The organism is Ectopseudomonas composti, from assembly GCF_900115475.1.
GTDB lineage: Bacteria > Pseudomonadota > Gammaproteobacteria > Pseudomonadales > Pseudomonadaceae > Aquipseudomonas > Aquipseudomonas composti.
On record NZ_FOWP01000004.1, the window covers coordinates 91,767 to 105,056 of the forward strand.

General features: G+C 60.1%; 17 protein-coding genes. 16 read left to right on the forward strand and 1 reads right to left on the reverse strand.

Annotated elements, in window-relative coordinates; genetic code table 11:
- Positions 1 to 6: 6 nt before the first annotated feature.
- Both secF and BM059_RS08875 read left to right on the forward strand, forming a co-directional pair.
- Positions 7 to 924: a protein translocase subunit SecF gene (gene secF, locus BM059_RS08870; RefSeq protein ID WP_074938082.1), complete on the forward strand. Its 918-nt coding sequence runs from the start codon at positions 7 to 9 to the stop codon at positions 922 to 924.
- A 117-nt stretch (positions 925 to 1,041) separates the two neighbouring features.
- Positions 1,042 to 1,584, forward strand: a complete 543-nt coding sequence (locus BM059_RS08875) for a glycine zipper 2TM domain-containing protein (RefSeq protein WP_037001940.1) — start codon at positions 1,042 to 1,044, stop codon at positions 1,582 to 1,584.
- Between the two features lie 57 nt (positions 1,585 to 1,641).
- Here the strand turns inward: BM059_RS08875 and suhB are convergent, their stop codons facing one another.
- Positions 1,642 to 2,457, reverse strand: a complete 816-nt coding sequence (suhB, locus tag BM059_RS08880) for a type III secretion system regulator SuhB (protein WP_037001941.1) — start codon at positions 2,455 to 2,457, stop codon at positions 1,642 to 1,644.
- 145 nt (positions 2,458 to 2,602) lie between these two features.
- Between suhB and trmJ the strand changes: the two genes are divergently transcribed.
- The 14 genes from trmJ to BM059_RS08950 all read left to right on the forward strand — a co-directional run bounded on the left by trmJ (position 2,603) and on the right by BM059_RS08950 (position 13,287).
- Entirely contained in the window at positions 2,603 to 3,382 is a 780-nt protein-coding gene (gene trmJ, locus BM059_RS08885) for a tRNA (cytosine(32)/uridine(32)-2'-O)-methyltransferase TrmJ (protein WP_074938084.1), read from the forward strand.
- Positions 3,375 to 4,154, forward strand: a complete 780-nt coding sequence (gene cysE / locus BM059_RS08890; protein ID WP_037001943.1) for a serine O-acetyltransferase — start codon at positions 3,375 to 3,377, stop codon at positions 4,152 to 4,154. The genes trmJ and cysE overlap by 8 nt, the downstream gene beginning before the upstream one ends.
- Positions 4,155 to 4,290: 136 nt before the next feature.
- Positions 4,291 to 4,782 carry a Fe-S cluster assembly transcriptional regulator IscR gene (iscR, locus tag BM059_RS08895; protein ID WP_037001944.1) on the forward strand — a complete coding sequence of 164 codons (492 nt, stop codon included), beginning with the start codon at positions 4,291 to 4,293 and terminating at the stop codon, positions 4,780 to 4,782.
- A 30-nt stretch (positions 4,783 to 4,812) separates the two neighbouring features.
- Positions 4,813 to 6,027, forward strand: coding sequence for an IscS subfamily cysteine desulfurase (locus BM059_RS08900; RefSeq protein WP_037001945.1), 1,215 nt, complete (start codon positions 4,813 to 4,815; stop codon positions 6,025 to 6,027).
- A gap of 72 nt (positions 6,028 to 6,099) precedes the next feature.
- Positions 6,100 to 6,486, forward strand: coding sequence for a Fe-S cluster assembly scaffold IscU (gene iscU, locus BM059_RS08905; RefSeq protein ID WP_017362576.1), 387 nt, complete (start codon positions 6,100 to 6,102; stop codon positions 6,484 to 6,486).
- Positions 6,487 to 6,499: 13 nt separating this feature from the next.
- Positions 6,500 to 6,823, forward strand: coding sequence for an iron-sulfur cluster assembly protein IscA (gene iscA / locus BM059_RS08910; protein ID WP_037001946.1), 324 nt, complete (start codon positions 6,500 to 6,502; stop codon positions 6,821 to 6,823).
- Between the two features lie 9 nt (positions 6,824 to 6,832).
- Complete coding sequence (gene hscB, locus BM059_RS08915) at positions 6,833 to 7,354, forward strand: co-chaperone HscB (protein WP_037001948.1); 522 nt, start codon at positions 6,833 to 6,835, stop codon at positions 7,352 to 7,354.
- A gap of 45 nt (positions 7,355 to 7,399) precedes the next feature.
- Complete coding sequence (gene hscA / locus BM059_RS08920; protein ID WP_074938471.1) at positions 7,400 to 9,265, forward strand: Fe-S protein assembly chaperone HscA; 1,866 nt, start codon at positions 7,400 to 7,402, stop codon at positions 9,263 to 9,265.
- A 3-nt stretch (positions 9,266 to 9,268) separates the two neighbouring features.
- Positions 9,269 to 9,610, forward strand: a complete 342-nt coding sequence (gene fdx / locus BM059_RS08925) for an ISC system 2Fe-2S type ferredoxin (protein ID WP_037001949.1) — start codon at positions 9,269 to 9,271, stop codon at positions 9,608 to 9,610.
- Positions 9,611 to 9,626: 16 nt separating this feature from the next.
- Complete coding sequence (iscX, locus tag BM059_RS08930) at positions 9,627 to 9,827, forward strand: Fe-S cluster assembly protein IscX (protein WP_037001993.1); 201 nt, start codon at positions 9,627 to 9,629, stop codon at positions 9,825 to 9,827.
- Between the two features lie 101 nt (positions 9,828 to 9,928).
- The gene (gene ndk, locus BM059_RS08935; protein ID WP_037001951.1) at positions 9,929 to 10,360 is read left to right on the forward strand and encodes a nucleoside-diphosphate kinase; all 432 of its coding nucleotides are present in this window, start codon (positions 9,929 to 9,931) and stop codon (positions 10,358 to 10,360) included.
- A gap of 26 nt (positions 10,361 to 10,386) precedes the next feature.
- Positions 10,387 to 11,535, forward strand: a complete 1,149-nt coding sequence (rlmN, locus tag BM059_RS08940) for a dual-specificity RNA methyltransferase RlmN (RefSeq protein WP_037001952.1) — start codon at positions 10,387 to 10,389, stop codon at positions 11,533 to 11,535.
- 13 nt (positions 11,536 to 11,548) lie between these two features.
- The gene (pilW, locus tag BM059_RS08945; protein ID WP_074938086.1) at positions 11,549 to 12,313 is read left to right on the forward strand and encodes a type IV pilus biogenesis/stability protein PilW; all 765 of its coding nucleotides are present in this window, start codon (positions 11,549 to 11,551) and stop codon (positions 12,311 to 12,313) included.
- Positions 12,310 to 13,287, forward strand: coding sequence for a RodZ domain-containing protein (locus BM059_RS08950; protein ID WP_037001954.1), 978 nt, complete (start codon positions 12,310 to 12,312; stop codon positions 13,285 to 13,287). Before pilW ends, BM059_RS08950 begins: the two co-directional genes overlap by 4 nt.
- The last annotated feature ends 3 nt before the right edge of the window (positions 13,288 to 13,290 follow it).

Consider the following 13,290-nt stretch of genomic DNA (forward strand, 5'->3'; position numbering starts at 1 on the left):
GCAGCCATGATCAAGTCAACCATTCGTTTCATGGCGATCCGCAATATCGCCTTCTCCATTACGGTCGTGCTGACGCTCATCGGCCTCGGTGCGCTGTTTTCCAAGGGGCTGAATTTCGGTCTGGATTTCACCGGTGGCACCCTGATCGAGCTGCAGTATGAGCAGTCGGCCAATCTTGATCTGATCAAGACCGAGTTGGGCCAGGCAGGCTATGCCGATGCCGTGGTGCAGAGCTTCGGTGCCAGCACCGACGTGCTGGTGCGTCTGGCTGGTGATTCCCCTGACCTGGGCAATGAGGTCGCGGCTGCGCTACGCAAGGTCGACGAGGCCGCGCGCTTCGAGGTCAAGCGCGTCGAGTTCGTGGGACCGCAGGTGGGTGAGGAGCTGCGTGACCAGGGTGGTATTGCCATGCTCCTGGCACTGGGCGGGATCATGCTTTACCTGGCTTTCCGCTTTCAGTGGAAGTTCGGTGTCGGTGCCATCGCGTCCTTGGTGCACGACGTGGTGATAACTCTGGGCGTACTGGCGTTTTTCCAGATTCCGTTCGACCTGACGGTGCTGGCGGCGGTGCTGGCGATGATCGGTTACTCGCTCAACGACACCATCATCATTTACGACCGTATTCGCGAGAACTTCCGGGTACTGCGCAAGACCTCGCTGATCGAGAACGTCGACATCTCGATCACCCAGACTCTTCTGCGTACCATCGCTACCTCGCTGTCCACTGCGCTGGCGCTGCTGGCGTTGCTGTTCTTCGGCGGTGACGTGCTGGCTGCCTTCGCGCTGACCCTGCTGGTCGGCGTGGTCGTGGGTACCTATTCGTCGGTGTATATCGGCGCTACGGTGCTGGTGTGGCTGAAGCTCAACGTCGAAGATCTGATTCCTCCGGTGGCCGAGGCCGAGGCGGACGACGGTCGCCCGTGATGATGTGACAGGCTTCAAGAAAGACAGCGAAAGCCGTGACAAGTCGAACTTGTCGCGGCTTTTTACTGTCCTAGGCAGGGAGAAGGGCGCGAGTCGCCGAGCCTAGGAGACACAAAAATGAATAAATCACTGTTGGTAGGTGCCGTACTGGGTGCTGTGGGTGTGACCGCTGGTGGCGCTGTCGCCACCTATAGTCTGGTTGATCGTGGTCCGGACTACGCCGAGGTGCTGGCCGTAACCCCGATCAATGAAACCGTGAAAACCCCGCGGGAAGTGTGCAAGGACGTGGCTGTCACTCGCCAGCGTCCGGTGCAGGATCAGCATCAGATCGCTGGTACCGCTATCGGTGCCATCGCGGGTGGTCTGCTGGGTAACCAGATTGGCGGCGGCACAGGCAAGAAGATCGCTACAGTAGCCGGTGCAGTTGGCGGCGGTTATGCCGGCAACAAGGTTCAGGAAGGCATGCAGCAGCGTGACACCTATACCACCACCGAAACCCGCTGCAACACCGTGACCGATACCAGCGAGAAGCTGGTTGGGTACGACGTGAAGTACCAGTTGGGTGAGAAGGTCGGCAACGTGCGCATGGATCGTGATCCGGGTAGCCGTATTCCGGTCAATAAGCAAGGTGAGCTGGTACTGGTGCAGCAGGCCCAGTAAGAATCCAGAGCAATAAAAAACGCCCCGAGGGGCGTTTTTTTATTGCTCGATAAAAGCTTAGCGCTTCATCGAGGGCGCCAGGTGTGGCTGGATTGCGGTCAGTACGGCCTTGAAGCATTTGGTGTTGCCGGCAACGATCTGGCCTTTCTCGAGGAATTCGTGGCTGCCATTGAAGTCGCTGACCAGGCCGCCTGCTTCCTGAATCAGCAGGGCGCCAGCTGCCATGTCCCACTCGGACAGGCCGAATTCCCAGAACGCGTCGAAGCGGCCGGCTGCCACATAGGCCAGGTCGAGGCTGGCGGCGCCTGCGCGGCGAATGCCGGCAGTCTGCCCGGTCAGGCTGCGGAACATGTTCAGGTAGTTGTCTAGGTGATCGAGTTGACCATCGCGGAACGGGAAGCCGGTGCCGAGCAGGGCGCCGTCAAGGCTCTTGCGATTGCTGACGCGCAGGCGGCGGCCGTTGAGGGCGGCGCCACGGCCACGGCTGGCGGTGAACTCTTCCTGGCGAACCGGATCCAGGACGATGGCGTGTTCGAGGCGGCCGCGGTACTTACAGGCGATGCTGATGGCGAAGTGCGGTACGCCGCGAATGAAGTTGGTGGTGCCGTCCAGTGGGTCGATGATCCATTGGTAGTCGGCGCCATCGCCGCTGCCTTCCAGGACGCCGCCTTCTTCCCCCAGGAAGCTGTGGGTCGGGTAGGCCTTGCGAATGGCCTGGACGATCATCAGCTCGGCGGCCTTGTCGACCTCGGTGACGTAATCCTTGGCATCCTTCTCGTCTACCGAGATGACATCCAGGCGCTCGATGGAGCGAAAGATCATTTCACCGGCGCTGCGAGCGGCGCGCAGGGCGATATTCAGCATGGGCTGCATGGGAGGTTCACCTGGGGCGTTAAAGAAAGCCGGCCATGTTAGCAGAAAACCGGTGTTGATGAAGCGCCGTCTGTACCTCGCATGGCAATCACGCTGGGGCTTGGGTAAGATCGTTGCCCCCTAGTCGTTTCTGAGAGTGTCTGCGTTGCTGGACAATATTCGCGTCGTTCTGGTGGGTACCAGTCATCCGGGCAATATCGGCGGTGCCGCGCGGGCGATGAAAAACATGGGCCTGTCGCGTCTGGTGCTGGTCGCTCCCGAAGATTTCCCGAGCGGGGATGCCGTGGCCCGTGCCTCCGGGGCGACCGATGTGCTGGACGCTGCGCAGGTGGTCGATACGCTGGAAGAGGCGCTGGTCGGTTGCAATCTGGTGGTAGGTGCCAGTGCGCGTGATCGGCGAATTCCTTGGCCCTTGCTCGATCCGCGCGAGTGCGGTGTAACCAGTTGCGAGCAGGCCGCTGCTGGCGGCGAAGTGGCATTGGTGTTCGGTCGTGAATACGCCGGGCTGACCAATGAGGAGCTGCAGCGATGTCAATACCACGTGCATATCCCGTCGAATCCCGAGTTCAGTTCGCTGAACCTGGCGGCGGCGGTGCAGGTGCTGGCCTATGAAGTGCGCATGGCCTGGCTGGCCGCTTCGAGTCTGCCGACCAAGGTAGAGAAGCTGGAGGCCACGGCGATGCTCAATTCCCAGGCGGCGACAGCGGATGAGCTCGAGTCCTTTTACGGTCATTTACGGCGCGTGCTGGTAATGATCGGTTTTCTCGATCCGCAGAAGCCGCGGCACCTGATGACTCGCCTGCGCCGGCTTTATGGGCGTAGTGCGGTGAGCAAGTTGGAGATGAACATCCTGCGCGGCATCCTTACCGAGACAGAGAAGGCCGTGCGTGGAGAGCCTCACAAGCAGGGGAAGTCTGATGTTTGAGCGTATTCGAGAAGATATCCAAAGCGTTTTTCACCGTGATCCGGCGGCGCGCAATGCCTTTGAGGTGGTGACCTGCTATCCGGGGTTGCATGCCGTGTGGCTGCACCGTGTGGCGCACGCTCTGTGGCGTTCGGGCTGGAAGTGGCTGGCGCGCGTGGTGTCCAACTTTGGGCGCTGGATGACCGGTATAGAGATTCATCCGGGCGCGAAGATCGGGCGGCGCTTCTTCATCGATCACGGTATGGGCATCGTCATTGGCGAGACCGCCGAGATCGGCAATGACGTCACGCTCTATCAGGGTGTGACCCTGGGGGGCACCAGTTGGAACAAGGGCAAGCGCCATCCGACGCTGGAAGACGGCGTAGTGGTTGGTGCTGGCGCCAAGGTTCTTGGGCCATTCACTGTCGGCGCCGGTGCCAAGATCGGCTCCAATGCGGTGGTGACCAAGGCCGTGCCGGCAGGTGCGACCGCAGTCGGTATTCCCGGCAAGATCATCGCCAAGTCCGACGATGAGCAGGAAGCCAAGCGTCAGGCCATGGCCGAGAAGATCGGCTTCGATGCTTACGGTGTCGGTCAGGACATGCCGGACCCGGTGGCGCGCGCCATTGGTCAGCTGCTCGACCACCTGCAGGCGGTGGATGGTCGTCTGGAGGATGTGAGCAAGGCCTTGGCGTCGATGGACTGCGACTATCGTGCCAGGGCTCTGCCGGCCCTGCGTGATGAGGACTTCGCCGAGGTCTGCAAGGGGCAGGGCGACAAGCCTGCTGCCTGATGCGCGCAGAGGCGGCATTTGCTATAATGCCGCCTCTTTTTGCGGTCAATCCTGAGTAAATTAATAGGTCTTATAGTTGACTTAAATACTCGGGAATCGCATACTTCGTCGCAATTCAGTGATTCGTGGTAGAGCCATGCGACTGACCACCAAAGGCCGTTACGCCGTTACCGCCATGCTTGATCTGGCGTTGCACGCACAGCACGGTCCCGTTTCCCTGGCCGACATTTCCGAGCGGCAGGGCATCTCCCTGTCCTATCTCGAGCAACTGTTCGCCAAGCTGCGCCGTGGCAGCCTGGTTTCCAGTGTTCGAGGGCCGGGTGGCGGCTATCAGCTTTCGCGTGACATGCGCGGCATTCAGGTGGCTCAGGTGATCGATGCGGTCAACGAGTCGGTAGATGCCACGCGCTGCCAGGGGCAGGGCGATTGCCACTCTGGCGATACCTGTCTGACTCATCACCTGTGGTGCGATCTCAGTCAGCAGATTCATGAGTTCCTCAGTGGCATCAGCTTGGCCGATCTGGTCGCTCGCCGTGAGGTTCAAGAGGTCGCGTTACGCCAGGATCAGCGCCGCTGCAATGGCAGGACGCCGCGCCTGGATAAGATTGAAGCGTCTGCCATCGAGTGAGCAGGGCGTTTGCCTGATAGGAGAAACCCAATGAAATTGCCCATTTACCTCGATTATTCCGCGACCACGCCGGTAGATCCGCGTGTAGCGCAGAAGATGAGTGAATGCCTGCTGGTCGACGGCAACTTCGGCAACCCGGCTTCGCGCTCCCACGTGTTTGGCTGGAAGGCTGAAGAAGCGGTGGAAAATGCTCGCCGTCAGGTCGCTGAACTGGTGGGCGCCGACCCGCGCGAGATCGTCTGGACCAGTGGTGCCACGGAGTCCAATAACCTGGCGATCAAGGGTGTTGCGCACTTCTACACCAGTAAGGGCAAACACATCATCACGTCGAAGATCGAGCACAAGGCGGTACTGGATACCACTCGCCAGCTTGAGCGCGAAGGCTTCGAAGTGACCTACCTTGAGCCCGGCGAAGATGGCCTGATTACACCGGCCATGATCGAAGCTGCGTTGCGTGAAGACACCGTGCTGGTGTCGATCATGCACGTCAACAACGAAATCGGCACCGTCAACGATATCGCTGCCATCGGTGAGCTGACCCGCTCCCGCGGTGTGCTGCTGCATGTTGATGCTGCGCAGTCCACTGGCAAGGTCGAGATCGATCTGGAGAAGCTGAAGGTCGATCTGATGTCCTTCTCCGCACACAAGACCTACGGTCCCAAGGGCGTCGGTGCTCTGTACGTACGCCGCAAGCCGCGCGTGCGTCTGGAAGCGCAGACTCACGGCGGTGGCCACGAGCGCGGCATGCGTTCCGGTACCCTGGCCACTCACCAGTGCGTTGGCATGGGTGAAGCCTTCCGTATCGCCAAAGAAGAAATGGCGGCCGAGAACCAGCGTATCGCTGCCTTGCGTGATCGCTTCTACCGCCAGCTGGAAGATATGGAAGAGCTGTACGTCAACGGCAGCCTGACTGCTCGCGTACCGCACAACCTCAACCTGAGTTTCAACTACGTCGAGGGCGAGTCGCTGATCATGGCGCTCAAGGACCTCGCCGTATCGTCCGGTTCGGCTTGCACCTCGGCTTCCCTGGAGCCGTCCTACGTGCTGCGCGCCTTGGGCCGCAATGACGAGCTGGCGCATAGCTCGATTCGCTTTACCTTCGGTCGCTTCACCACTGAAGAAGAGGTCGACTACGCCGCTGCTAAGGTTCGTGAGGCGGTGGACAAGCTGCGTGAGCTGTCGCCTCTGTGGGATATGTTCAAAGAAGGTGTCGACATTTCCTCCGTGGAATGGGCAGCACACTGATAGCTGCCGAGGCGGATCGCTCGATGGGCGTTCCGCCTTAAGAGCGGCACCTGATGAGAGAGGAAGTACAACATGGCTTACAGTGACAAGGTCATCGACCACTACGAAAACCCGCGCAACGTCGGCAAGCTCAACGCTGAAGATCCGGATGTCGGTACCGGCATGGTTGGTGCGCCTGCCTGTGGTGACGTCATGCGCCTGCAGATCAAGGTCAGCGAGAGTGGCGTGATCGAAGACGCCAAGTTTAAGACCTATGGTTGCGGTTCGGCCATTGCCTCCAGCTCCCTCGCTACCGAGTGGATGAAGGGCAAGACCCTGGATGAGGCCGAGAGCATCAAGAACACCCAGCTCGCCGAAGAACTTGCATTGCCGCCAGTGAAGATTCACTGCTCTGTACTCGCCGAAGATGCCATCAAGGCTGCCGTGCGTGACTACAAGCAGAAGAAAGGCTTGCTCTGATACGAGGTTTGTAATGGCCATCACCATGTCTGAAGCAGCAGCTCGTCACGTGCAGCGTTCCCTTGAGGGGCGCGGCAAGGGCGAGGGCATTCGCCTCGGTGTGCGTACTACCGGTTGTTCCGGCCTGGCCTACGTGCTCGAGTTCGTCGATGAACTGGCAGCGGAGGATCAGGTGTTCGAGAACCATGGCGTCAAGGTGATCATCGATCCCAAGAGCCTGGTCTATCTCGATGGCACCGAATTGGACTTCGTCAAAGAAGGTCTCAACGAGGGCTTCAAGTTCAATAACCCTAACGTGCGCGGCGAATGTGGTTGCGGCGAGAGCTTCAACGTTTGAGGCGTTCTCGTGGGTAATCCGTGCCATTTCGCCCTGTTCGATATGCAGCCGAGCTTTCGTCTCGACCTGGATCAACTAGCCGTCCGTTATCGTGAGCTGGCGCGCCAGGTTCATCCGGATCGTTTTGCTGATGCGGGCGAGCGTGAGCAGCGCCTCGCGCTTGAGCGTTCTGCCTGCCTCAATGAGGCCTATCAGGTCCTGAAAACCCCGTCGCAGCGTGCGCGCTACCTATTGGCCATGCGTGGTCCCGAGTTGCCGCTGGAAGTGACGGTGCAGGATCCTGACTTCCTCTTGCAGCAAATGCAGCTGCGCGAAGAGCTTGAGGAGCTGCAGGATGACGCCGATCTCGCCGGTGTTGCGGCCTTCAAGCGTCGCCTGAAAACAGCACAGGAGCAGCTCAACGAGAGCTTCGCTGCATGCTGGGACGACGAAGCGCGCCGCGAAGAAGCCGAGCGCCTGATGCGCCGTATGCAGTTCCTCGACAAGCTCTCTCATGAAGTGCGCCAGTTAGAAGAGCGCCTCGACGATTAACCTGTGGGGCGCTTCGGCGGCCCGCCTGATGATTTCAAGAAGACCATGGCCTTATTGCAGATCGCCGAGCCAGGACAGAGTCCGCAACCGCACCAGCGTCGTCTGGCAGTGGGTATCGACCTGGGTACCACCAACTCGCTGGTTGCTGCTGTGCGCAGCGGTCTGGCCGAGCCCCTGGCTGACGTTGATGGCAAGGTTATCCTGCCTTCTGCCGTGCGGTATCACGCCGCAAGCATCGAGGTTGGCGAGTCGGCCAAGCTGGCAGCCGCCAGCGATCCTCTCAATACCGTGTTGTCGGTCAAGCGTCTGATGGGGCGCGGCATCGCCGACGTGCACCAACTCGGCGAGCAAATGCCTTACCGCTTTGCTGCAGGTGAATCGCACATGCCGTTCATCGAGACGGTGCAGGGCGCGAAGAGCCCGGTCGAGGTGTCGGCGGAAATTCTTAGAGCGCTGCGCATGCGCGCCGAGCAGGTCCTGGGTGGTGAGCTGGTTGGTGCGGTGATTACTGTCCCGGCTTACTTTGATGATGCTCAGCGTCAGGCTACCAAGGATGCTGCGCGTCTCGCCGGCCTCACCGTTTTGCGTCTACTGAACGAGCCGACTGCAGCCGCAGTCGCCTACGGCTTGGATCAGAAAGCCGAGGGCGTGGTCGCGATCTATGACCTGGGCGGCGGCACCTTCGATATTTCCATCCTGCGCCTGACTGGCGGCGTGTTCGAGGTGTTGGCTACTGGCGGCGACAGCGCGTTGGGTGGCGATGACTTCGATCATGCCGTGGCCGATTGGATCATCCAGCAGGCCGGTATTTCCAACGATCTTGACCCGGCGACTCAGCGCAGTTTGCTGCAGGCTGCCTGCGCGGCCAAGGAAGGGCTGACAAACACCGATAGTGTCGAGCTGAGCCACGGTCAGTGGCGGGGCTTGTTGTCGCGCGCACAGTTCGAGGCGTTGATCGAGCCGATGGTGGCGCGCAGCCTCAAAGCTTGTCGCCGTGCCGTGCGTGATTCCGGTGTCGATCTGGAAGAGGTCGGTGCGGTGGTCATGGTGGGCGGCTCGACGCGTGTACCGCGTGTGCGCGAAGCTGTTGGCGAGTTGTTCGGGCGTGCGCCGCTGACCAATATCGACCCTGATCAGGTGGTGGCCATCGGTGCTGCGATCCAGGCCGATGCGCTGGCTGGTAATCAGCGTGCTGATGGTGAGGAATTGCTCCTGCTGGACGTGATTCCACTGTCGCTCGGCCTGGAAACCATGGGTGGGCTGATGGAGAGGGTTATTCCGCGCAACACCACCATCCCGGTGGCGCGTGCGCAGGAATTCACGACCTACAAGGATGGCCAGACGGCCATGATGATTCACGTGCTGCAGGGCGAACGTGAGCTGATCACCGATTGCCGTTCCCTGGCGCGTTTCGAATTGCGCGGCATACCGCCGATGGTGGCGGGTGCAGCGAAGATTCGTGTGACCTTTCAGGTCGATGCGGATGGTCTGCTCAGCGTTGCCGCTCGTGAGCTGGGTTCTGGTGTCGAGGCGAGCATTCAGGTCAAGCCGTCATACGGTCTGACCGATGGCGAAATTGCACGCATGCTGCAGGACTCCTTCCAGAATGCCGGAGATGACAAGGCGGCACGTGCGCTGCGTGAGCAGCAGGTCGATGGCCAGCGCCTGATCGAGGCGGTCGAGGCGGCGTTGCAGGTCGATGGCGACCGCTTGCTGGATGCCGAGGAGCGCGAGGTTATCGAGCTGCAGGTAGTGGAGTTGCGCGATTTGCTTGCAGGCAATGATGGTCTGGCGATCGAGCGGCAGACCAAGCGCCTGTCCCAGGTAACCGATGCTTTTGCTGCCCGTCGCCTGGATTCGACGGTAAAAGCCGCGCTGGCAGGGCGCAATCTGAATGAGATCGAGGAATAATTGATGCCGCAGGTAATTTTTCTGCCTCACGAGCGATTCTGCCCGGATGGCCTGGTGGTTGAGGTCGAGCCTGGCATTTCCATTCTCGAGCTGGCGCACGAGCACCATATCGAGATGGAGAGCGCTTGTGGTGGCGTGTGTGCCTGCACCACCTGTCACTGTATCGTGCGCGAAGGTTTCGATTCGCTGAATGAAGCGGATGAGCTGGAAGAGGATTACCTGGACAAGGCCTGGGGGCTCGAGGCGCATTCGCGCCTGGCGTGTCAGGCCATCGTTGGTGAGGAGGACCTCACCGTCGAGATTCCCAAGTATTCGCTTAATCACGCGGCTGAAGCGCCGCACTGATCCGGGAAGCATGATCATGAGTCTGAAGTGGGCCGATGTACTGGACATCGCCATCGAACTGAGCGAGCAGAAGCCGGATGTCGATCCGCGCTACGTGAACTTCGTCGATCTGCACCGCTGGGTCGTGTCCTTGCCGCAGTTCTCCGACGACCCACAGCGCGGGGGCGAGAAGGTGCTGGAGGCGATACAGGCCGCCTGGATCGAAGAGCTCGACTGAAACAGGCGCTTACGGCGCTCGCCCTACGCTTTTAACCGGAACCCGCGTATAATTCGCGGGTTTAATTTTTCGCTTTAACCCTAAAGTTTCTGGAGCTTCACATGGCTGTTCAACGTACTTTCTCCATCATCAAGCCTGACGCCGTTGCCAAGAACGTCATTGGTGAGATCACCACCCGTTTCGAAAAGGCCGGCCTGCGCGTTGTCGCTTCGAAGATGCTGCAGCTGTCCGAGCGCGAAGCCGCCGGTTTCTACGCTGAGCACAGCGAGCGTGGCTTCTTCAAGGACCTGGTAGCCTTCATGACTTCCGGCCCGGTCATCGTTCAGGTTCTGGAAGGCGAAGACGCCGTCCTGAAAAACCGTGAACTGATGGGCGCTACCAACCCGAAAGAAGCTGCTGCCGGCACCATCCGTGCTGACTTCGCCGTTTCCATCGATGAAAACGCTGTTCACGGTTCGGATTCCGAAGCATCCGCTGCCCGCGAGATCGCTTACTTCTTCTCCGCTACCGAGCAGTGCGCGCGCATTCGCTGATTGGCGAATGAAGCGAGGGTGAAGCCATGACCAATACCACCGGCAAGATCAACCTGCTGGGCCTGACTCAGTCGGAAATGGAACAGTTCTTCGAGTCCATTGGCGAGAAGCGCTTCCGTGCCGGCCAGGTAATGAAGTGGATTCACCACTTTGGCGTCGATGATTTCGCCGCCATGACCAACGTCGGCAAGGCCTTGCGCGAGAAGCTCGAGGCCGCTGCCTATATTCGCGGGCCCGAAGTGGTCAGCGAAGACATTTCTTCCGACGGCACGCGCAAGTGGGTGGTGCGTGTGGCGTCGGGCAGCTGCGTGGAAACCGTGTACATCCCCCAAGGTGGGCGTGGCACGCTGTGCGTTTCCTCGCAAGCGGGCTGTGCCCTGGACTGCAGCTTCTGCTCCACGGGCAAGCAAGGGTTCAACAGTGACCTGACCAGCGCCGAGATCATCGGCCAGGTGTGGATCGCCAGCAAATCCTTCGGCAGCGTTCCGGCGAAGATCGACCGTGCCATCACCAATGTGGTGATGATGGGCATGGGCGAGCCGCTTCTGAACTTCGACAACGTCGTGTCCGCCATGAAAATAATGATGGACGACCTGGGCTACGGCATTTCCAAGCGTAAGGTGACGCTGTCCACCTCCGGCGTGGTGCCGATGATCGACAAGCTGGCCGAAGTGATCGATGTGTCCCTGGCGTTGTCGCTACATGCGCCCAACGACGAGTTGCGCAACCAGCTGGTGCCGATCAACAAGAAGTATCCGCTGGACATGCTGCTGGCCGCCTGCAAACGCTATATCTCCAAATTGGGTGAGAAGCGTGTGCTGACCATCGAGTACACTCTGCTCAAGGGCGTCAACGATCAGCCCGAGCACGCTGAGCAGATGATCGCACTTCTGGCCAATGTGCCTTGCAAGATCAACCTGATTCCGTTTAATCCCTTCCCCTTCTCGGGGTACGAGCGGCCGAGCAATAACGCTATTCGCCGCTTCCAGGACCTGTTGCACAAGGCTGGCCATAACGTCACGGTACGCACGACGCGCGGTGACGATATCGATGCCGCCTGCGGTCAGTTGGTTGGCCAGGTCATGGACCGTACTCGGCGCAGCGAGCGTTATATCGCCGTGCGCCAGCTGGGCAACGAGGCGCAAGAGCCTCACGCTGCCGCCAATCGAAATTGAAGAGAGGATGCCTATGACCTTGCGCCCTGCGCTGTTATTGCTGCTAGTTGCCAGTCTGCTCGGCGGTTGTGTGACCACCGGCGATGTCGACCCCATGCGTACGGCGAAAGGGCGTGATGAGGCACGTGATGCCTATGTTCAGTTGGGCCTCGCCTATATCCAGCAGGGCGATACTCAGCGCGCCAAGGTGCCGTTGAAGAGTGCGCTCGATCTGGACTCGTCCAGCGCCGATGCGCATGCCGCACTGGCCATGGCATTCCAACTGGAGATGGAGCCGAAGCTGGCTGATGAGCATTTTCGCAAGGCGCTGTCCCAGCGGCCGAAAGATGCTCGCCTGCTCAACAACTACGGTGGTTTTCTGTTTGAGCAGAAACGCTACGACGAGTCTATGAGCGCTTATCTCAAGGCCGCTGAAGACAACCTCTATCCAGAGCGTTCGCGGGTGTTCGAGAACCTCGGGATGACAGCTTTGCAACTCGGTCAGCGTGAGCAGGCCAAGGAATACTTCCAGCGTGCCCTGCGTCTGAGCAGCCGTCAGCCGCGCGCGTTGTTGGAAATGGCCGCATTGTCCTACGAGGACAAAGAATATGTGCCGGCGCGTCGTTACTACGACAGCTTCAGTGAAATGGCACCGCAAAACGCGCGCAGCCTGCTACTCGGTGCACGTCTTGCCGAGGTGTTCGAGGACCGTGATCGGGCTGCCAGCCTGGGCTTGCAACTGCGACGTCTGTATCCGGCTTCTCAGGAATATCAGCAATTTGTTTCGGGGCAACGATGAAAGCGGCACCTAGTGAAGTGACTCAGCCGACGCCTACCAATCCGGGTGAAAGCCTGCGCCAGGCCCGGGAGATCAAGGGTTGGAGCGTCGCCGAGGTGGCGACTCAGCTCAATCTGACTCCGCAGCGTCTTTCTCAGATCGAGGCCGGTGCTTTCGACAAACTGCCGGGCACTACCTTTGCCCGTGGTTACATTCGTGCCTACGCCAAGCTTCTCGAGATGGACCAGAGCCGTCTGGTGATGGAGTTCGACCAGTTCACAGGAACCGATGCCACTGGCAGCAGTGTGCACGCTCTTGGCCGTATCGAAGAACCTGTCCGTTATTCGCAGAGTATCCTGCGCTTGGTGAGCTTCCTGCTGCTGCTGGCATTGATCGGCGCGGGTTTTCTCTGGTGGCAGGATCAGGGCCGTCCCGGTGCCAGTCTGGCTGACCTGGGATTGGAACATGTAGAAGTGGAGGGTGCCGATGGCACCACCCAGGTGCATTCGCTCGCCGAGCCGGAAGACCAGGCGGTGGTAGATGCCCAGGGTAGCGAACAGAGCAGCCCGCTGTTGTTGCCGGTAGAGCCGGGCGAAGCTCCGGAAGAGTCCACTGCCGCAGAACAACCGGCCGCCCAAAGTGCTGCGCCCGAAAGTGCATCAGAGGCTCCGGCAGCTCCGGTATCGAATGAGCCTGCAGTCGCTGCTAGCGCACCAGCTGCAGAGCCTGTCGCCCCCGTGGCTGTTCCTGCCGGGCAGGGTGCGCTCAATGTGCAGTTCACTGCTGATTGCTGGACACAGGTGACCGACGCCGATGGCAAGGTTCTGCTCAGTGCGCTCAAACGCAGCGGAGAGCGTATCGAACTGACTGGCAAAGCACCGATGGAGTTGCGTCTGGGCTTTGCCCGTGGCGCCCAGGTGACCTACAACGGCCAAAGCGTGGACATTGCGCCGCACATGACCGGCGAAACCGCGCGCCTGAAACTGGGGTTGTAAAGC